Here is a 17,523-nt window from a genome sequence, read left to right as displayed (position 1 = left end):
CCGGCCGGGTCCGGGTGTTCCCGGAGACCCGCCGCTGTGGGCCGCCCCGCAGAGAGAGCGTTCCTCAATCCCTACCGGGTCACACCCCGGAGGAGACTTCCGCCTTGGAATCGGAGCCGCCGCCGTCGCCGCCGGCTGCCTCGAGCGCCTTGTTGCGCCGCACCGAGGACCAGAAGGACCAGCCGATCAGCACGACGCCGACGAGCCCGGTGATGAGCTCGTTGATCTCGTACTGGATGGTGACGAGCAGGATGACGGACAGCGCGCCGATCGCGTAGTGCGCGCCGTGCTCCAGGTAGACGTAGTCGTCCAGCGTGCCCTGGCGGACCAGGTACACGGTGAGCGAACGGACGTACATGGCACCGATACCGAGGCCGAGGGCCATCAGCACGATCTCGTTGGTGATGGCGAAGGCGCCGATGACACCGTCGAACGAGAAGGACGCGTCGAGCACCTCGAGGTAGAGGAACATGAAGAACGCGGCCTTGCCGGCGAGGACGACCGCGGAGACCGGCTTACCGGCCTTCCTGGCCTCTTCCTCGGCCTCGTGCTCGCGCTCCTCCTCCTCCTCGAGCTTGTTCTCGAAGAATCCGGAGAGACCGCCGACGACGAGGTAGGTGATCAGACCGGCGATGCCGGAGAGCAGTACGGTCTCCGCCTTGTCCGCGTGCCCGCCACCGTGCTGGTGCGCGTGGGTCGCGAACGTCATGGCCGAGATCAGCAGGACGATCAGCGCGACGCAGACCGACAGCATGTCGACCTTGCCGAGCTTGGCGAGCGGACGCTCGATCCAGCGCAGCCACTGGATGTCCCGGTCCTCGAAAATGAAGTCGAGGAAGATCATCAGCAGGAACATGCCACCGAAGGCGGCGATGGACGGATGCGCGTCCGTCACCAGTTCCTTGTAGCGGTCGGGGTCATTGAAAGAAAGATCAATGGCCTCGATGGGCCCGAGGTTTGCGCTGATGGCAACGATCACGACAGGGAAGACCAGCCGCATACCGAAGACCGCGATGAGCACACCGATGGTGAGGAAGATCTTCTGCCAGAAGGCACTCATCTTCTTCAGGATTCCGGCGTTGATCACCGCGTTGTCGAAGGACAGCGAGATCTCCAGGACGGACAGGATCGCGACGATTCCGAAGGCCTGCCACCCCCCGTAGATCACCGCTGCGACCAGGCCGAGCGCGGTGACCGCGAACGACCAGCCGAAGGTTTTCAGGACCACTGGCTACCCCATCATGTTGTACGGGTCTCCCCCGACTGAGTACGGGGCTCCCCCGCGCCGTGCGCGGCTTTACGAAACGTTGACCCCGAAGTCTAGAGCGATGCCCCGAAGCCCCGACGCGTACCCCTGCCCCACTGCACGGAATTTCCACTCCCCGCCGTACCGGTAGAGCTCACCGAAGATCATCGCCGTCTCGGTGGAGGCGTCCTCACTGAGGTCGTAGCGCGCCAGCTCCTGGCCGTCCGCCTGGTTGACCACGCGGATGAAAGCATTACTGACCTGCCCGAACGTCTGACCCCGATTGTCGGCCTCATGAATCGAGACCGGGAAAAGGATCTTGTCGCAGTGGGCGGGAACCTGGGTGAGGTTCACGATGACCGACTCGTCGTCGCCCTCGCCCTCACCCGTGAGGTTGTCGCCGGTGTGCTCGACGGAGCCGTCGGGGCTGGTGAGATTGTTGTAGAACACGAACCACTCGTCACCGAGCACCCGGCCCGACTGGCACAGCAGCGCGCTGGCGTCGAGGTCGAAGTCGGCTCCGGTCGTGGATCGTGCGTCCCAGCCGAGCCCGATCAGCACCTGGGTGAGATTGGGTGCGGCCTTGGAGAGGGAGACATTGCCTCCCTTGGCAAGCGTGACGCCCATGCTGTGTCCTCCCCGAGTCGATGGACGGTCTTTCGAACGCACGACGCCCGTGGGAGGGGCGCGGCGCTCTGCCGAGCTGCGTCCGGCGCCGCACATCGTGCGGCGCCGGACGTGGTGGAGCTGAGTCGGCTCAGACGTTGACGCCGAAGTCCTGCGCGATACCGCGCAGACCCGAGGCATACCCCTGGCCGATGGCACGGAACTTCCACTCCGCGCCGTTGCGGTAGAGCTCGCCGAAGACCATGGCGGTCTCCGTCGACGCGTCCTCGCTCAGGTCGTAGCGCGCGAGCTCGCTGTTGTCCGCCTGGTTGACCACGCGGATGTACGCGTTGCGCACCTGGCCGAAGCTCTGCTGGCGGCTCTCGGCCTCGTAGATGGAGACCGGGAAGACGATCTTGTCGACGTCGGCCGGGACACCGGCGAGGTTCACCTTGATGACCTCGTCGTCGCCCTCGCCCTCACCGGTGAGGTTGTCACCGGTGTGCTCGACCGAGCCGTCGGGGCTCTTGAGGTTGTTGAAGAAGACGAAATTCCCGTCGCTGCCGACCTTGCCCTCGGTGTTCGTCAGCAGAGCGCTGGCGTCGAGGTCGAAGTCACCACCGGTGGTGGTACGGGCATCCCAGCCCAGACCGACGATGACCGCGGTCAGGTTCGGCGCGGCCTTGGTCAGCGAGACGTTGCCGCCCTTGCTGAGGCTGACTCCCACGAGTCCTCCAAAAGTGTTGAGAGGGCCGGCAGACACCAGCGCCCCCGTCGTGCGTTGGCATCGGATCAACGATTGGATCCTAGTGACCGGTTCCCGGCCAAAACAGGCTTTTGGCCGGGCGCCCCCAGGAGATCCGGGATCAGAGCGAGTCCAGCGCCTTGATGTAGTCGTTCAGGTCACGCGCGTCGGGCAGGCCGTTGACCACGGTCCAGCGGACCACGCCCTCCTTGTCGATGATGAAGGTGCCGCGCACCGCGCAGCCCTTCTCCTCGTCGAAGACGCCGTATGCCCGGGATGTCGCGCCGTGCGGCCAGAAGTCGGAGAGCAGCGGGTACTCCAGACCCTCCTGCTCGGCGAAGACACGCAGGGTGTGGATCGAGTCGTTCGAGACGGCGAGCAGCTGGACGTCGTCGTTCTCGAAGTTCGGCAGTTCGTCGCGGAGCGCGCAGAGCTCGCCCGTGCAGACGCCGGTGAACGCGAACGGGTAGAAGAGGAGGACGACGTTCTTCTCACCGCGGAAGTCGGAGAGCTTCACGGTCCGCCCGTGGTTGTCCTTCAGTTCGAAATCCGGAGCAGGCGTGCCGATCTCGATCGCCATGAAACGCATCCCTTCGCAACGTCACCACTGACCCGGACTGGTCCGTCCGGGTGATTCACACCCTACGCAGGGCTCCGGGCCGGACCCGAGCAGGCCCGGACGGGCGCGTACGAAGGCCCCCGGCGGCGCAGTGCCGTCGGGGGCCTCGATGATGGAAAGAACGCTCAGCGCTGCTTGGCCTTGGCCCCCTTGGGGGTGACCAGACGGCTGCCCGTCCAGTCCTTGCCCGCGCTGATGCTCTTGGTCTGGGCGAGACCAGCTGTCTGGGCAGCCTCGTTGATGTCGCTCGGTTCGACGTATCCGTCGCGGCCGGTCTTGGGCGTCAGCAGCCAGACCGCCCCACCGTCCTCGATCAGACCAATGGCATCCACCAGCGCGTCCGTAAGGTCGCCGTCCTCGTCGCGGAACCAGAGCAGGACGACGTCAGCGACGTCGTCGTAGTCCTCGTCGACGAGTTCCTGGCCGATTGTGGCCTCAATGCCCTCACGGAGCTCCTGCTCGACGTCGTCGTCGTAGCCGATCTCCTGGACCACCTGTCCGGGCTCGAACCCAAGCCTTGCGGCCGTGTTGGTCCGTTCCTCCGCGTGGTCCGCGGTCGCGCTCACGGGTTGCCTCCTGATCATGTTTCGGAAAATGCTTCAGCCACGCGCGTGCGCGGGGCATTGGCCGTAGTCCACACGGGCTCGGCGAATCGCGCAAGTACCCGGCGTCCGAGACCGCCTAAACGGTGACGTTCCCTGCCACGTCGCCGCAACTTCCGGCATGTCTCCTGCGGGGCCGGCGATGGTGTCCGGACCCTTTACGTCCTTACTCAGCTTATGCCGTTTCGGTCCGCCATTCGGAGTCGAACAGCCTTTGGGAACACATGGCCGGGTTGGGCGTATGGTTGCGGTTTGGGCCGGAGCGCCCTCGTGCCGCCGATACTCGTTCCCGGACCCGGCGTCCGTGAACCCTGTGTTACCCCACAGTAGAGATGACGTTTACGCCCTCGCGGTACACGATGGAGTCGGCGTACAGCAGACGCCCCGGGGGTACGTTCCCCCGCAACCAGGCCCCGAAGAGCACCACCGAACAGCGAAGGAACAGCGTGGCTTCCGGATCCGATCGCAATCCGATCATCATTGGCGGCCTTCCGAGCCAGGTCCCGGACTTCGATCCAGAAGAGACCCAGGAATGGCTCGACTCCCTCGACGCCGCCGTCGACGAGCGGGGCCGTGAGCGGGCCCGCTACCTGATGCTCCGGCTCATCGAGCGCGCGCGGGAGAAGCGCGTCGCCGTGCCGGAGATGCGCAGCACGGACTACGTGAACACGATCGCCACGAAGGACGAGCCGTTCTTCCCCGGCGACGAGGAGATCGAGCGCAAGGTACTCAACGCGACCCGGTGGAACGCCGCGGTGATGGTCTCCCGCGCCCAGCGCCCCGGGATCGGCGTCGGCGGCCACATCGCCACCTTCGCCTCCTCCGCCTCGCTCTACGACGTGGGCTTCAACCACTTCTTCCGCGGCAAGGACCAGGGCGACGGCGGCGACCAGATCTTCTTCCAGGGGCACGCCTCCCCCGGCATCTACGCCCGCGCCTTCCTGCTCGACCGGCTGAGCGAGACGCAGCTCGACGCGTTCCGCCAGGAGAAGTCGAAGGCACCGCACGGACTGTCCAGCTACCCGCACCCGCGGCTGATGCCGGACTTCTGGGAGTTCCCGACCGTCTCGATGGGCCTCGGCCCGCTCGGCGCGATCTACCAGGCCCGGATGAACCGCTACATGGAGGCGCGCGGCATCGCCGACACCTCCAAGTCGCATGTGTGGGCCTATCTCGGTGACGGCGAGATGGACGAGCCCGAGTCGCTCGGCCAGCTCTCCATCGCCGCCCGTGAGGGTCTGGACAACCTCACCTTCGTGGTCAACTGCAACCTGCAGCGCCTCGACGGCCCGGTGCGCGGCAACGGGAAGATCATCCAGGAGCTGGAGTCGCAGTTCCGCGGTGCCGGCTGGAACGTCATCAAGCTGGTCTGGGACCGCACCTGGGACCCGCTGCTCGCGCAGGACCGCACGGGCATCCTGGTCAACAAGCTGAACACCACGCCGGACGGCCAGTTCCAGACGTACGCCACCGAGACGGGTGCGTACATCCGTGATCACTTCTTCGGTGACGACCCGCGGCTGCGCGACATGGTCAAGGACATGTCCGACCACCAGATCCTGCACCTGGGGCGCGGCGGCCACGACCACCGCAAGGTCTACGCGGCGTACGCGGCGGCCAAGGCCCACAAGGGCCAGCCGACGGTGATCCTGGCGCAGACGGTCAAGGGCTGGACGCTCGGGCCGAACTTCGAGGGCCGCAACGCGACCCACCAGATGAAGAAGCTCACGGTCGAGGACCTCAAGCGCTTCCGTGACCGGCTGCACATCCCGATCACGGACAAGCAGCTGGACGAGGGCTACCCGCCCTACTACCACCCGGGCCGCGACTCGGAAGAGATCCAGTACATGCACGACCGCCGCCAGGGTCTGGGCGGCTACGTCCCGACCCGTGTGGTGCGTGCCAAGCCGCTCCCGCTGCCGGACGACAAGGCCTACGCGACTGCGAAGAAGGGTTCGGGTCAGCAGTCGATCGCCACCACCATGGCGTTCGTCCGCGTCCTGAAGGACCTCATGCGGGACAAGGAGATCGGCAAGCGTTTCGTGCTGATCGCGCCCGACGAGTACCGCACCTTCGGCATGGACGCCTTCTTCCCGAGTGCGAAGATCTACAACCCTCTCGGCCAGCAGTACGAGGCGGTGGACCGTGACCTCCTCCTCGCCTACAAGGAGTCGCCGACCGGCCAGATGCTGCACGACGGCATCTCCGAGGCGGGCTGCACGGCCTCGCTGATCGCCGCCGGTTCCGCGTACGCCACGCACGGCGAGCCGCTGATCCCGGTGTACGTCTTCTACTCGATGTTCGGCTTCCAGCGGACCGGCGACCAGTTCTGGCAGATGGCCGACCAGCTCGCGCGCGGCTTCGTGCTGGGTGCGACCGCCGGCCGGACGACGCTGACCGGTGAGGGCCTCCAGCACGCGGACGGACACTCGCAGCTGCTCGCCTCGACGAACCCGGGCTGTGTCGCGTACGACCCGGCGTTCGGGTACGAGATCGCGCACATCGTCCAGGACGGTCTGCGCAGGATGTACGGCGGGACGCCCGAGGAGAACGAGGACGTCTTCTACTACCTCACGGTGTACAACGAGCCGATCCAGCACCCGGCCGAGCCCGCCGATGTGGACGTCGACGGCATCCTCAAGGGCGTGTACCGCTACAGGAGCGGCGAGAAGGGCCAGATCCCGGCCCAGATCATGGCGTCCGGTGTGGCCGTCCCGTGGGCGGTCGAGGCGCAGCAGATCCTCGCCGACGAGTGGAACGTGAAGGCGGACGTCTGGTCGGCGACCTCCTGGAACGAGCTGCGCCGCGAGGCCGTGGACGTGGAGCGGTACAACCTGCTCCACCCCGAGGAGGAGCAGCGCGTCCCGTACGTGACGCAGAAGCTCTCCGGCTCCGAGGGCCCGTTCGTGGCGGTCTCGGACTGGATGCGTTCGGTGCCCGACCAGATCTCGCGCTGGGTGCCCGGTGCGTACCAGTCGCTGGGCGCCGACGGCTTCGGCTTCGCCGACACCCGTGGGGCGGCTCGCCGCTACTTCCACATCGACGCGCAGTCGATCGTGCTCGCGGTGCTCACGGAGCTGGCGAAGGAGGGCAGGATCGACCGTTCGGCGCTGAAGACGGCGGTCGACCGGTACGCGCTCCTGGATGTGGCGGCGGCCGACCCGGGTCCCGCCGGCGGCGACGCGTAACGGCGCGGAGCATGGTGTGAAGGGCGGCGGGACCTCAAGGTCCCGCCGCCCTTCGGCGTTCAGTTCTCCCAGATCTTGAAGGCCCTCACCGTGTACGGGGAGCGGGGCACCCAGGTGCCGCCGCCCGGGTAGGTCTCGAACTCGCCGGTCTCCTCGCACTCGGCCGACTGGTAGGTGGTGACGGGGCGCCCGGTGCGGTTGACGAGGGCCTGGGCGTGGCCGCCGGCCGGCAGGGGGACGCAGCTCTCGACATCGACCGTGGACAGTTCATGGGTCTGCCTGGGCCCGGTGAAGTCGGGTTTCGCCCAGAGGCAGAGCTGCCCGGCCCCGCACGGCGCGAGCCCCGCCGGTGCGGCCTGCGGGGCGCTCCGTGAGCGCCCCTGGGCGTCGGGCCCGTGGTGGGCGGCGGGTGCTGTGCCGGCCAGAGCCGTGGCCGGGACGAGCGCGGTGGCCGCCAGGGTGGCGGCGAGAACGGTCGTACGCATGGTGGATCAACCCCCGTGGTCGAGCGAGCCTGAGTGGCTCGGTGTCCGCACTCTGACCTGCGGGGCGGCGCGCCGGGAAGGGGTGGGGCCCGGGACCACCCTGATAGGCGACAGCCCCGCCGGAGGAGTCCGGCGGGGCTGTCGGGTGCACTGTGTTGACGCCGCGGCGCAGCGGGTGCGCCGGGGCGGTGCGGGATCAGATGTGGCCGGCTCCCGCGGACGCATCGGCATTCGCACCGCGCTTGGTGAGCATGGCGACCAGGGCGGCGACCACGGCGACGATGCCGGCGACCATGAACGCGGAGCTCATGCCCGACACGAACGTGTCATGGGCGACGCCCGCGATCTTCGCGGCGACCTCCGGCGGGGTGCCGGGTGCCACCGGCGGCATACCGACCTTGATGGCCGAGGACGCCTGCTCCAGTTGGGCGGAATTCACCGGCGGGAGTTCGGCGGCCTTCCAGTTGTCACCGAGCTTCGCGTCGACCTGGGAGGCCATGACGGCGCCCAGGACTGCCGTACCGAGGCTGCCGCCGACCTGCATCGCGGCCTGCTGCAGTCCGCCCGCGACACCGGAGAGCTCCAGCGGGGCGTTGCCCACGATGACCTCGGTGGCGCCGACCATGACCGGTGCGAGGCCGAAGCCGAGCAGCGCGAACCAGAGCGACATGGTCAGGGTGCCGGTGCCGATCGTCAGCTGCGACATGCCGAACATGGCGATCGCGACGGACACCATGCCGCCGACGAGCGGCACGCGCGGGCCGAACCGGGTGATGGCCGCGCCGGCGAGCGGCGAGCCGACGATCATCATTCCGGTCAGCGGCAGCAGGTGCAGACCGCTGTCGACCGGGCTCATGCCGTGGACGTTCTGCAGGTAGAAGGTGACGAAGAACAGCCCGCCCATGAAGGCGAAGGCCATCAGCACCATCAGGACCACACCGGCCGAGAGCGGCACGGAGCGGAACATGGCCAGCGGGATGAGCGGCTCGCGGACGTTCTTCTGGGAGAGCGCGAACACGAAGAACAGGACCACGGCGGCGCCGAGGAAGCCGAGGGTCCTGGCGTCGCCCCAGCCCCATTCGGAGCCCTTGATGAGCGACCAGATCAGGCAGAACATCGCCTGCGACAGCAGCACGATGCCGCCGATGTCGAAGGACTTGGCCGCGTTCTCGGCACGGTGGTCCTTGAGGATCACCAGACCGAAGACCAGCGCGATCACGCCGACCGGCACGTTGATGAAGAAGACGGACTGCCAGCTGACGTGCTCCACGAGCACACCGCCGAGGATGGGACCGCCGGCGGTCGAGGCGCCGATCACCATGCCCCAGATGCCGATCGCCATGTTCAGCTTCTCGGCGGGGAAGGTGGCGCGCAGCAGGCCGAGCGCCGCGGGCATCAGCAGGGCGCCGAAGAGGCCCTGGAGCACACGGAAGACGATCACCGCCGTCACGCTGTCGGCGAGGCCGATGGCCGCCGAGGCCGCGGCGAATCCGGCGATGCCTATCAGGAAGGTCTGGCGGTGGCCGAAGCGGTCACCGAGCTTGCCCGCGGTGATCAGGGAGACCGCGAGTGCGAGCATGTAGCCGTTGGTGATCCACTGGACGTCGGCGAGCGAGGCGCCGAGGTCCTGCTGGATCGCGGGGTTGGCGATCGCGACGATCGTGCCGTCGAGCGCAACCATCATCACGCCGATGGCGACGGCGAAGAGCGTCAGCCAGGGGTGGCCGCGCAGCCCTTTCGCCGGTGCGGGAACAAGGGTGTCTTCGGGCTCCCGCGGCGCCTTCTCGACTGTGGTCTGACTAGTCATGCGGGGAGATTATGTCAGCGGCTGACAGTTGACAAACCAATTCACAAGTCAGTAACTGTCACGTAGCTCACAGGTAGGCTGATCAGGTCAAAGCGACAGAAAGAGGACCTCTACGTGACACGCAGGCAGACATCCGGAGCCCCCGCTTTCGCGGCTCCGGTCGGATTGCGCGAACGCAAGAAACAGCGCACCCGTGAGGCTCTGCTGCACGCCGCCCTGGAGCTCTTCACCACCCAGGGGTACGACCGGACCACCGTCGACGAGATCGTCGACGCGGTCGACGTCTCCCAGCGCACCTTCTTCCGCTACTTCGCGAACAAGGAGGCGGTGGCCTTCGCCGTCCAGGAGATGGGGGAGTCGCACTTCCTCGCGGAACTGCGTCAACGCCCCGCCGCGGAGGCCCCTTTCGAGGCGATGCGCAGGGCCACCCTGAACGCCTGGGACAGCATCGCCGACGCCCTCGAGGACGACGTCACCGTCGAACTCCACATGCGCACCTTCCAGATGATCGAATCGACCCCCGTACTGCTCGCCGCCCTCATGCGGCGCAGCGTCGATCTGGAGCACCAGGTGGCTCTGCTGATCGCGGAGCGTGAGGGACTGGACCCGGAGACGGACCCACGGCCCCGGGTGGCCGTCGCGGCGTTCTCCGGGGTGATGCGGCTGACCGGACAGCTGTGGGGACGACGGCAGGACGCGAGCGTGGACGCGCTCCGGGCGCTGACCGAAATGCACCTGGACCGGCTCGGACCAGCACTTGCCGGGGACTGGCGCACCACTTAGGCGTACCGAACATCTGTGCCGCACACCTCACCACCGCGGCATGTCCCAACTCACAATGCCCCGGCCCCATTACGCTTTCGGGGTCCCGAACGGGCTCCCGGCGCGCCGGAGCGTGGGCTCCGCACACACGGAGGGTGAGGTCACGCCGCCGAATTCCTCGCAGCCGGGTGATGTGCGTCACCCCCATCACGACGGCCTGTACGCGTCTCCTAGGGTGGGGCTCAGTGACTTCCTTCGACTCCTCCCCCACGCTCACCGCCTGGCGCGCTCTGCTCGCCGTGGCGGTGGTGTTCGTGATGCTGGCGACCACCGGGTGGACCGCCGTGCGTCATCAACACTCCGAAGCGCCACGCGAGATCGCGTTCGCTTCCTGGGCCCGTGACCGGATAGCCGGTCACGCCCTCCCGGACACCGACGCGCCGCCGTACCGGCTGGCTCACTTCTTCGCCACGCTCACCGCGGGCCAGCAGGTCGCTCTGGCCGACAAGTACCCGCTCGTGGTGGGGAATCTGAACGGCGCCCCGGTCACCCTTCGCTACCGCGCCAACCGGCATGCGCTGGCCCTGGCCGAAACCGTGGAACAGCAGCGGACGCAGGACACGAGACTCTCGCCCGACGGCCGCCACCAGGCGGTGCTCCGGCTTGCCCGCTTCCGGTCGATGCTCGCCGGGGACCGGCAGATCCTCGCCTTCGACCCGTCCGGCAGGGGCCACGCCGCGGAGGTGTTCGGCGACCTCGACCGGGCGAAGCGGATCTCCGTGATCGTTCCGGGCGTCGACACGAACCTGCTGACCCTGGAACGCACCGGCCGCAAGAAGAACGCCGCCCCCGTCGGCATGGCGCAGCAGCTGTACGGCGCCGAGCGCGCGGCCCGTCCCGGGACCCGTACGGCCGTCATCGCGTGGGCGGACTACACCGCGCCCGCCGGTATCGGCATGGACGCCGCCCTGGGCGGACTCGCCGCGGACGGGGCGGTGCGGCTGAACGCGCTCGTGGAGGCGCTGCCCGGCACCTCGGCCGTCTCGCTGTTCTGCCACAGCTACGGCTCGGTGCTGTGCGGGGTCGCCGCGAAGGGCGAGCTGCCCTCCAGGGTGTCCGACATCGCGGTCGCCGGCAGTCCGGGCATGCGCGCGGACAGTGCCGAGGCGCTGGACACCGGCGCCAGGGTGTGGGCGATGCGGGACGGCGACGACTGGATCCAGGACGTGCCGAACATGGCCGTGGGCGGGCTCGGGCACGGCGCCGACCCGGTCGACCCGGAGTTCGGCGCGCGCATCGTGTCGGCGAACGGCGCGGTCGGGCACAGCGGCTATTTCGAGCCGGGCACGGACAGCCTCAGCAACTTCGCCGCCATCGGGGTCGGGGCCTTCGACACGGTCAGCTGCGCGAGCACCGACCGGGCGTGCCACCGCGAGATTTCCGGTGATCCGGAAGCCTGACGCGCGTAGAGAACCGTGAACGGCCTTGCGGGGATTGCCTGTACCGAGGGGGGACGTGCGAGCCTGTGCCGCATACGATGAGGCACATGGGTGATGTGCTGGCCGGAATTCATGCCACCTGGGAGTTCGATACCGACTCCCTGCTCATCCGCTTCGAACGGGGGATCCGCACGCCGAGGCTCTTCCAGAGCCTGCGTGAGCGCCGCATTCCGTATGCGGCGCTGTCGTCGGTGACACTGACCCCGGGCAGGCGGGGGACGGTGGTCCTGCACGCGGTGCCGAGACCGGGCGCCGATCCGCTGCTGGAGGCTGCGGCGGGGCAGCTGAAGGACGGCTGCGACCCCTACCGGCTGGTGCTGCCCGCCGAACGCGAAACGCTCGCCGAGTACTACGCCGACGAGCTGCGGGCCCTGCTCGGACCGGACGCGGCGAAGCATGCCGACCGCTTCCTGGTCACGGCCCCCGAGGCGCCGATGAACTTCAAGGCGTACGACGGGCGGGCCGGCTTCGACGGGGTCCGGGTCTCCTTCCGGTGGTCCTGGACGGGCGCGTCCAGCGCCAAGTGGAAGGCGGGCGACCAGACCTTCCCGGTGGCCGATCTCAGCGGCGTGCAGTGGCGGTCGCCGGAGGCGCTCGAGGGCTACCTGCGGCTGGTGACGCGCGGCGCGGCCGGTGACGCGGACGAGGGCGGTCCGGTGCACACCCTCGGGCCGGACACGGCGCAGGGCGCCCCGCATCCGGCCGTCCCGCACATACCGGTGGACCAGGATCCGGCCGCTGTCGTCTTCGGCCTCGGCTACGGGCCGGTGCACGAGTCGCTGCCCTTCGCCGCGGCCGTGCTGGAATCCGTGCGCAGGACCCAGTCGGTGCCCGTCGCGACAGCCCCCGCCGTGGTGGGCGGCGGGCGGCGTGATCCGGCGGACATCGCCGAGCGGATCCGGCACCTCGGGGAGCTGCACCAGGCCGGTCTGGTGACGGACGACGAGTACAGCGCGAAGAAGGCGCAGCTGCTCGCGGAGCTGTAGGGGCCGAGCCGGGCGGCGACGAGCGGGCGGAGCTGTTGTGGGCGGGCCGTTCCCTGCCTGCGGGCGGAGCCCCTCCCCCTACCCCGGTACGGGGTAGGCCCGTCGCGCGACAGCACCGGGGTATGACGCCACGAGCCGGCACGCTGCCTAGGCTGAGCGGGCGATGTCCACCTCCTCCGGTCACCCCGAGCCCGCCGACGGCCTGCTGAGCGCCGCCGCCCGTCATCTGCGCGGGTTCGCCCACGCGCTCTCCCACCCCTCCCATCCGCCGGTCCCTCTCCTCGCGGACGCCCCGAAGCGCCGGCGGCGGCTCGTGCCGTACGTGGCCGTCGCTCTCCTCGCCCTCCTGTTCGTCCCCGTCACGTACAGCGTCCTGATCTCGGACTACGGCCTGGGGGGCGGTACGGCGGGGGTGCTCGCCGTCGCTCAGGCGGCACCGCTGCTGATGCTGGCGCACCGGCCGCTGCAGGCCTGGTGGATCGTCTTCGGCGCGGACGTCGTCGGCGCCCTGATCCTGCTGCGGCCCACGGCCACGGAGTTCGGCGTCCGGCCGCTGCCGGCCGCGGTCACGGACCCGGCGGACACCATCTGGCCCTGGACGCCCCCGGTGATCATCGGCTACCTCTTCGTGCTGTTCGCGCTGGGCCTGCGCGAGCCCCGGAGGACCCTGACGGCCGTCTGGCTGATGACGGGCGCGGCGGGCCTGCTGCTGCACGTGATCGCGCCCGGCCGCAGCAACGGCAGTGCCGTGCTGCTGATCGTCCTCGGCGCGGTGGTGCTGGTCGTCGCGGCGGCGCTGCGGGAACGGGGCGACGCGCAGCGCAGGCTCGCCGAGCAGGAGACGATCAGTGAGGCCGAGCGTGCCGGGCGGACGCTCCTGGAGGAGCGGACCCGGATCGCCCGCGAGCTCCACGACGTGGTCGCACACCACATGTCCGTGATCACGGTGCAGGCCGACTCGGCCCCGTACCGGATCGGCGGGCTGCCCGAGGAGGCGCGCGCGGAGTTCGAGGCGATCGCGGCGAGTGCGCGCGAGTCGCTGACGGAGATGCGGCGGCTGCTCTCGGTGCTGCGCAGCGACGGTACGGACGGGGAGCGGGCACCCCAGCCGGGGATCGACCGGATACAGCAGCTGGTGGAGGCCACGGTGCGGTCGGGGCTTCCCGTGGAGCTCTCGATGGGTGCGCAGGTGCCGAAGGCGGTGGGGGACGGCCTGTCCCAGGCCGTCGACCTGTCCGCGTACCGCATCGTGCAGGAGGCTCTGGCCAATGCGGTCCGGCACGCCCCGGGGGCGCGCACCCGGGTCTCGGTCACGACGGCCGACGGGCACGTGACGGTCCTGGTCGTCAACGACCGTGCGCAGCGCCCCGGTTCACCGCTGGAGACGGCCGGAACGGGGCACGGGCTGGTCGGGATGCGTGAACGCGTACGGTTGACCGGCGGCACGCTGGACACCGGCCCACTGCCCGACGGCGGCTTCCGGGTCGCCGCGCGGCTTCCGCTGTCCGGCCGCCCGGTCCCGTCGAATTCCCCGGCCTCGGAGGACTCTTGAGCATCCGCGTGATCATCGTTGACGACCAGGCCATGGTCAGGGCGGGGTTCGCGGCGCTGCTGTCGGCGCAGAGCGACATCGATGTGGTGGGAGAGGCGCCGGACGGTCTGCGGGGCGTCGAGGTCAGCCGCAGCCTCTGTCCCGATGTGGTCCTGATGGACGTCCGGATGCCGGAGATGGACGGGCTGGCCGCGACCCGCGAGCTGCTGTCCCCGTCCGCCGGGGAGTCCCACCGGCCGAAGGTGCTGATGCTGACCACCTTCGACGTGGACGACTACGTGTACGAGGCGCTGCGCGTCGGGGCATCGGGCTTCCTGCTGAAGGACGCGCCCCCGGCCGACCTGATCTCGGCGGTACGTGTCGTGGCCGCCGGGGACGCGCTGCTCGCGCCGTCCGTGACCCGTCGGCTGATCGCGGACTTCGCACGCCAGCGGCCGTCCGGAGCCTTCCGGAGCGGCCCCGCCCTGCGCTTGCGGGGGCTGACGCCGCGCGAGACGGAGGTACTCGAACTGGTGGCCCGCGGCCTGTCCAACCAGGAGATAGCGGGTCGGCTGGTGGTCGCGGAGCAGACGGTGAAGACACACGTCTCACGGATACTCGCCAAGGCCGATCTGCGGGACCGGGCACAGGCGGTGATCTTCGCGTACGAGTCGGGGCTGGTGACGCCGGGAGCCGCGGAGGCGTGACCGGGGCACGTGCGTGCCGCACCCCGGGCGCGCCCCCGCGCGGCAGCTACTCGCGTGCGGCCGAGGTGCTGCTCATGTCCGGGTAGCGGTCCCCGGCGACCTGCCCGGCGATGGGCTCCAGTTGCTCCAGCTCCTGCCCCGTCAGGGTCAGCCGGGTCGCCCCGGTGTTCTCCAGCAGACGGCTGCGCTTACGGGTGCCGGGAATCGGCACCACGGCCAGTCCGTGTACTTCGGCGCGCTGCTGCACCCATGCGAGGGCGACCTGCGCGGCCGTCGCACCGTGTGCCGCCGCGATCTTGTGGACGGGCTCCAGCAGGGCCGCGTTCGTCTTCGCGTTCTCGCCGGTGAACCGTGGCTGGTGCTGGCGGAAGTCGCCCTGTGACAGGTCCTTGCCCGCGTCGGCGAACGCCCCGGTCAGGAAGCCGCGGCCGAGCGGCGAGTACGGCACGAGGGTCACTCCGAGCTCGGCGGCGGCGCCCACGGCACTGCGCTCCACGTCCCGGCTGAAGAGCGACCACTCGGACTGCAGGGCGGCGATCGGGTGCACGGCGTGCGCCTCGCGGAGCTCGGCCCCGGTCACCTCGCTCAGCCCGAGCTGCTTGACCTTGCCCTGCCGCACCAGTTCGGCCATCGCGCCGACCGATTCGGCGAGCGGGACGAGCGGGTCGCGGCGGTGCATGTAGTACAGGTCGATGACGTCGGTGCCGAGCCGGCGCAGGCTGTCCTCGACGGCCTGCCGGATGTACGCGGGGTCGTTGCGCACCCCCCGGTAGTGCGGGTCGTCGGTCCGCTCGATGGCGAACTTCGTGGCCAGCGTGATCTCGTCGCGGTGCGCGGCGACGAAGGGCGCGAGGAACGTCTCGTTGGCGCCGCGCCCGTAGACGTCCGCGGTGTCGAAGAGGGTGACACCCGCCTCCAGCGCCGCTTCCAGGGTGTCCCGGGCGGCCGCTTCGTCGGTGTCACCGTAGAACTCGCTGATCCCCATGCAGCCGAGCCCCTGGACGCCGACCCGGGGACCGCCGCCGAGCTCCACGGTCGCGATCCGGCCGGTGCTGTTGTCGCTCATGTCGTCAGGGCCTTTCCGACGCCGCACGGGCGCCCGCATAAAAGTCGATCTTGAAGTCGAGTACGGCGAGGGTGTCCTGGAGCTCCGCGATCCGCGTCTTCACGTCGCGTCGGGTCGCTTCCAGGAGTTCCTGCCGCTCCTCGAACGTGTGCTCGCCCTCGCGCAGCAGTTCCGCGTACCTGACCATGTCCGCGACCGGCATCCCGGTCAGCCGGAGCTTGCCGACGAACGCCAGCCAGTCCAGGTCGCGGTTGCTGAAGCGGCGCTGGCCCGTGTTCGAACGGTCGACGTGCGGCATCAGCCCGATCCGCTCGTACCAGCGCAGGGTGTGCGCGGTGAGTCCCGTGAAGGCGACGACCTCGCTGATGGTGTAGCGGTCCCGGCCCTCGGGGCGCGGATGGGCCTTGGGGGCCGAGGCGCAGGTGTCGGTCCGTGCGGAAGTGCTTGCCATCACCGTCATACCTCCACGCTAGAACCTTGGAGTGCACTCCAAGCAAGCGGATTCGGCGGCGTTCTCGGTTTAGGCTCATTTGCATGCAGAGCCTGGCGATGATCGAGAACTGGCCCGTCCCCACCGCGGCGGCGGCTGTCGTACGAGCGGACGGCACCCTCGCCGGTGCGCACGGTCCGACCGCGCACCGTTTTCCGCTCGCGTCCGTCACCAAACCGCTCGCGGCGTACGCGGCACTGGTGGCGTACGAGGAGGGCGCGGTCGAGCTGGACGAGCCGGCCGGCCCCGAGGGCTCCACCGTCCGCCACCTCCTCGCGCACACCAGCGGCCTCGCGTTCGACGAGCACCGGGTCACCGCCCCTCCCGGCAACCGCCGGCTGTACTCCAACGCGGGTTTCGAGGTGCTCGGCGACCACATCGCGAAGGCCACCGAGATCCCCTTCCCCGAGTACGTACGCCAGGCGGTCCTGGAACCGCTGGGCATGACGGCCACGACGCTGGACGGCTCGCCGGCCAGGGACGGCGTCTCCACCGTCGACGACCTGGTCCGCTTCGCCGCCGAGGTGCAGGCACCCCGGCTCCTCGACCCGCGTACGGTGCTCGAGGCCCAGACCGTCGTGCACCCGGGCCTCAAGGGCGTACTCCCCGGCTACGGCCACCAGAACCCCAACGACTGGGGGCTCGGCTTCGAGATCCGCGACTCCAAGTCGCCGCACTGGACGGGCCTTTCGTCCTCCCCCGCGACCTTCGGCCACTTCGGCCAGTCCGGCACGTTCCTGTGGATCGACCCGGCGGCGGGCGCGGCCTGCGTCGCCCTGACCGACCGGGCCTTCGGCCCGTGGGCCGCCGAGGTCTGGACCCCGTTCACCGACGCGGTACTCCAGGAGCTGGCGGCCGGTAGCTAGTGCCGTACCGGGCGACGTGCGCCCCGTCGTCGTCCTGTGCCACACAGCTGCGGGAACGGGTCGCTGCTGTGCGGCTGTTAGAGTCCCCGACCGACGAAGGGGGTCGCTCGTGGCCAAGGTCAGCATCAGCCTCGATGCCGAACTGGTGGTGGAAGTGATGGTCCTGGCCGGTATCGGCTCGCCCCAGGACGCGGTCGAGGCGGTCGTGCGTGACTACATCGCCCGGGGACACCGCACCGAGGCACGCACCGAGCTCAGGGAGCAGAGCCTGCGCGAGGTCGAGGTCAAACCGCAGGATCCTCAGGGCTGACCACTGCG

The 17,523-nt window shown here is 69.4% G+C and carries 17 protein-coding genes; 8 read left to right on the top strand and 9 right to left on the bottom strand.

Translation table 11 applies throughout. From position 1 onward, the window contains the following. Positions 1 to 79: 79 nt before the first annotated feature. The 5 genes from OG257_RS26525 to OG257_RS26505 all read right to left on the bottom strand — a co-directional run bounded on the left by OG257_RS26525 (position 80) and on the right by OG257_RS26505 (position 3,782). Positions 80 to 1,228: a DUF475 domain-containing protein gene (locus OG257_RS26525; protein ID WP_329211425.1), complete on the bottom strand. Its 1,149-nt coding sequence runs from the start codon at positions 1,226 to 1,228 to the stop codon at positions 80 to 82. A 69-nt stretch (positions 1,229 to 1,297) separates the two neighbouring features. Further along, the gene (locus OG257_RS26520) at positions 1,298 to 1,873 is read right to left on the bottom strand and encodes a TerD family protein (RefSeq protein ID WP_329211423.1); all 576 of its coding nucleotides are present in this window, start codon (positions 1,871 to 1,873) and stop codon (positions 1,298 to 1,300) included. A gap of 130 nt (positions 1,874 to 2,003) precedes the next feature. Continuing rightward, positions 2,004 to 2,579 (bottom strand): TerD family protein, encoded by a 576-nt coding sequence (locus tag OG257_RS26515; protein WP_329211422.1) that lies wholly within the window; start codon positions 2,577 to 2,579, stop codon positions 2,004 to 2,006. Positions 2,580 to 2,718: 139 nt separating this feature from the next. Continuing rightward, the gene (locus OG257_RS26510; RefSeq protein WP_329211420.1) at positions 2,719 to 3,177 is read right to left on the bottom strand and encodes a peroxiredoxin; all 459 of its coding nucleotides are present in this window, start codon (positions 3,175 to 3,177) and stop codon (positions 2,719 to 2,721) included. A 164-nt stretch (positions 3,178 to 3,341) separates the two neighbouring features. Next, complete coding sequence (locus OG257_RS26505) at positions 3,342 to 3,782, bottom strand: DUF3052 domain-containing protein (RefSeq protein ID WP_329211418.1); 441 nt, start codon at positions 3,780 to 3,782, stop codon at positions 3,342 to 3,344. A 482-nt stretch (positions 3,783 to 4,264) separates the two neighbouring features. Here OG257_RS26505 and aceE point away from each other — a divergent pair, with 482 nt between their 5' ends. Beyond that, positions 4,265 to 7,006: a pyruvate dehydrogenase (acetyl-transferring), homodimeric type gene (aceE, locus tag OG257_RS26500; protein WP_329211417.1), complete on the top strand. Its 2,742-nt coding sequence runs from the start codon at positions 4,265 to 4,267 to the stop codon at positions 7,004 to 7,006. A 59-nt stretch (positions 7,007 to 7,065) separates the two neighbouring features. Here aceE and OG257_RS26495 read toward each other — a convergent pair whose 3' ends face one another. Both OG257_RS26495 and OG257_RS26490 read right to left on the bottom strand, forming a co-directional pair. Beyond that, entirely contained in the window at positions 7,066 to 7,491 is a 426-nt protein-coding gene (locus OG257_RS26495) for a peptidase inhibitor family I36 protein (RefSeq protein WP_329211415.1), read from the bottom strand. 196 nt (positions 7,492 to 7,687) lie between these two features. Continuing rightward, positions 7,688 to 9,298: an MFS transporter gene (locus OG257_RS26490; protein WP_329211413.1), complete on the bottom strand. Its 1,611-nt coding sequence runs from the start codon at positions 9,296 to 9,298 to the stop codon at positions 7,688 to 7,690. Positions 9,299 to 9,412: 114 nt separating this feature from the next. Here OG257_RS26490 and OG257_RS26485 point away from each other — a divergent pair, with 114 nt between their 5' ends. The 5 genes from OG257_RS26485 (at position 9,413) to OG257_RS26465 (ending at position 14,783) form a co-directional block, all read left to right on the top strand. Further along, complete coding sequence (locus OG257_RS26485; protein ID WP_329211411.1) at positions 9,413 to 10,081, top strand: TetR family transcriptional regulator; 669 nt, start codon at positions 9,413 to 9,415, stop codon at positions 10,079 to 10,081. 224 nt (positions 10,082 to 10,305) lie between these two features. Next, on the top strand, positions 10,306 to 11,520 hold the full coding sequence (locus OG257_RS26480; protein ID WP_329211408.1) for an alpha/beta hydrolase: 1,215 nt from the start codon (positions 10,306 to 10,308) through the stop codon (positions 11,518 to 11,520). A gap of 86 nt (positions 11,521 to 11,606) precedes the next feature. Beyond that, positions 11,607 to 12,545: a DUF4429 domain-containing protein gene (locus OG257_RS26475; protein ID WP_329211406.1), complete on the top strand. Its 939-nt coding sequence runs from the start codon at positions 11,607 to 11,609 to the stop codon at positions 12,543 to 12,545. A gap of 163 nt (positions 12,546 to 12,708) precedes the next feature. Further along, positions 12,709 to 14,097: a sensor histidine kinase gene (locus OG257_RS26470; protein WP_329211404.1), complete on the top strand. Its 1,389-nt coding sequence runs from the start codon at positions 12,709 to 12,711 to the stop codon at positions 14,095 to 14,097. Beyond that, complete coding sequence (locus tag OG257_RS26465) at positions 14,094 to 14,783, top strand: response regulator transcription factor (protein WP_329211402.1); 690 nt, start codon at positions 14,094 to 14,096, stop codon at positions 14,781 to 14,783. Before OG257_RS26470 ends, OG257_RS26465 begins: the two co-directional genes overlap by 4 nt. Positions 14,784 to 14,829: 46 nt before the next feature. Here OG257_RS26465 and OG257_RS26460 read toward each other — a convergent pair whose 3' ends face one another. Further along, entirely contained in the window at positions 14,830 to 15,849 is a 1,020-nt protein-coding gene (locus tag OG257_RS26460; protein ID WP_329211400.1) for an aldo/keto reductase, read from the bottom strand. A gap of 4 nt (positions 15,850 to 15,853) precedes the next feature. Further along, the gene (locus OG257_RS26455) at positions 15,854 to 16,309 is read right to left on the bottom strand and encodes a MerR family transcriptional regulator (RefSeq protein ID WP_329211398.1); all 456 of its coding nucleotides are present in this window, start codon (positions 16,307 to 16,309) and stop codon (positions 15,854 to 15,856) included. A gap of 74 nt (positions 16,310 to 16,383) precedes the next feature. On the opposite strand from OG257_RS26455, the gene OG257_RS26450 reads away from it, so the two are divergent. After that, positions 16,384 to 17,205: a serine hydrolase domain-containing protein gene (locus OG257_RS26450; RefSeq protein ID WP_329211396.1), complete on the top strand. Its 822-nt coding sequence runs from the start codon at positions 16,384 to 16,386 to the stop codon at positions 17,203 to 17,205. A 109-nt stretch (positions 17,206 to 17,314) separates the two neighbouring features. Then, positions 17,315 to 17,515 carry a DUF2191 domain-containing protein gene (locus tag OG257_RS26445; RefSeq protein ID WP_329211394.1) on the top strand — a complete coding sequence of 67 codons (201 nt, stop codon included), beginning with the start codon at positions 17,315 to 17,317 and terminating at the stop codon, positions 17,513 to 17,515. Positions 17,516 to 17,523: the final 8 nt, after the last annotated feature.

Source organism: Streptomyces sp. NBC_00683 (genome assembly GCF_036226745.1).
Lineage (GTDB): Bacteria > Actinomycetota > Actinomycetes > Streptomycetales > Streptomycetaceae > Streptomyces.
This window is presented reverse-complemented; position numbering and strand designations above follow the sequence as displayed.

What these genes read in the sequence shown, in the direction of transcription:
- OG257_RS26470 (WP_329211404.1), top strand. Translation starts at nt 12,709, where the DNA reads ATGTCCACCTCCTCCGGTCACCCCGAGCCCGCCGACGGCCTGCTGAGC.
- OG257_RS26510 (WP_329211420.1), bottom strand. Translation starts at nt 3,177, where the DNA reads ATGGCGATCGAGATCGGCACGCCTGCTCCGGATTTCGAACTGAAGGAC.
- OG257_RS26450 (WP_329211396.1), top strand. Translation starts at nt 16,384, where the DNA reads ATGCAGAGCCTGGCGATGATCGAGAACTGGCCCGTCCCCACCGCGGCG.
- OG257_RS26490 (WP_329211413.1), bottom strand. Translation starts at nt 9,298, where the DNA reads ATGACTAGTCAGACCACAGTCGAGAAGGCGCCGCGGGAGCCCGAAGAC.
- OG257_RS26460 (WP_329211400.1), bottom strand. Translation starts at nt 15,849, where the DNA reads ATGAGCGACAACAGCACCGGCCGGATCGCGACCGTGGAGCTCGGCGGC.
- OG257_RS26520 (WP_329211423.1), bottom strand. Translation starts at nt 1,873, where the DNA reads ATGGGCGTCACGCTTGCCAAGGGAGGCAATGTCTCCCTCTCCAAGGCC.
- OG257_RS26455 (WP_329211398.1), bottom strand. Translation starts at nt 16,309, where the DNA reads ATGACGGTGATGGCAAGCACTTCCGCACGGACCGACACCTGCGCCTCG.
- OG257_RS26475 (WP_329211406.1), top strand. Translation starts at nt 11,607, where the DNA reads ATGGGTGATGTGCTGGCCGGAATTCATGCCACCTGGGAGTTCGATACC.
- OG257_RS26495 (WP_329211415.1), bottom strand. Translation starts at nt 7,491, where the DNA reads ATGCGTACGACCGTTCTCGCCGCCACCCTGGCGGCCACCGCGCTCGTC.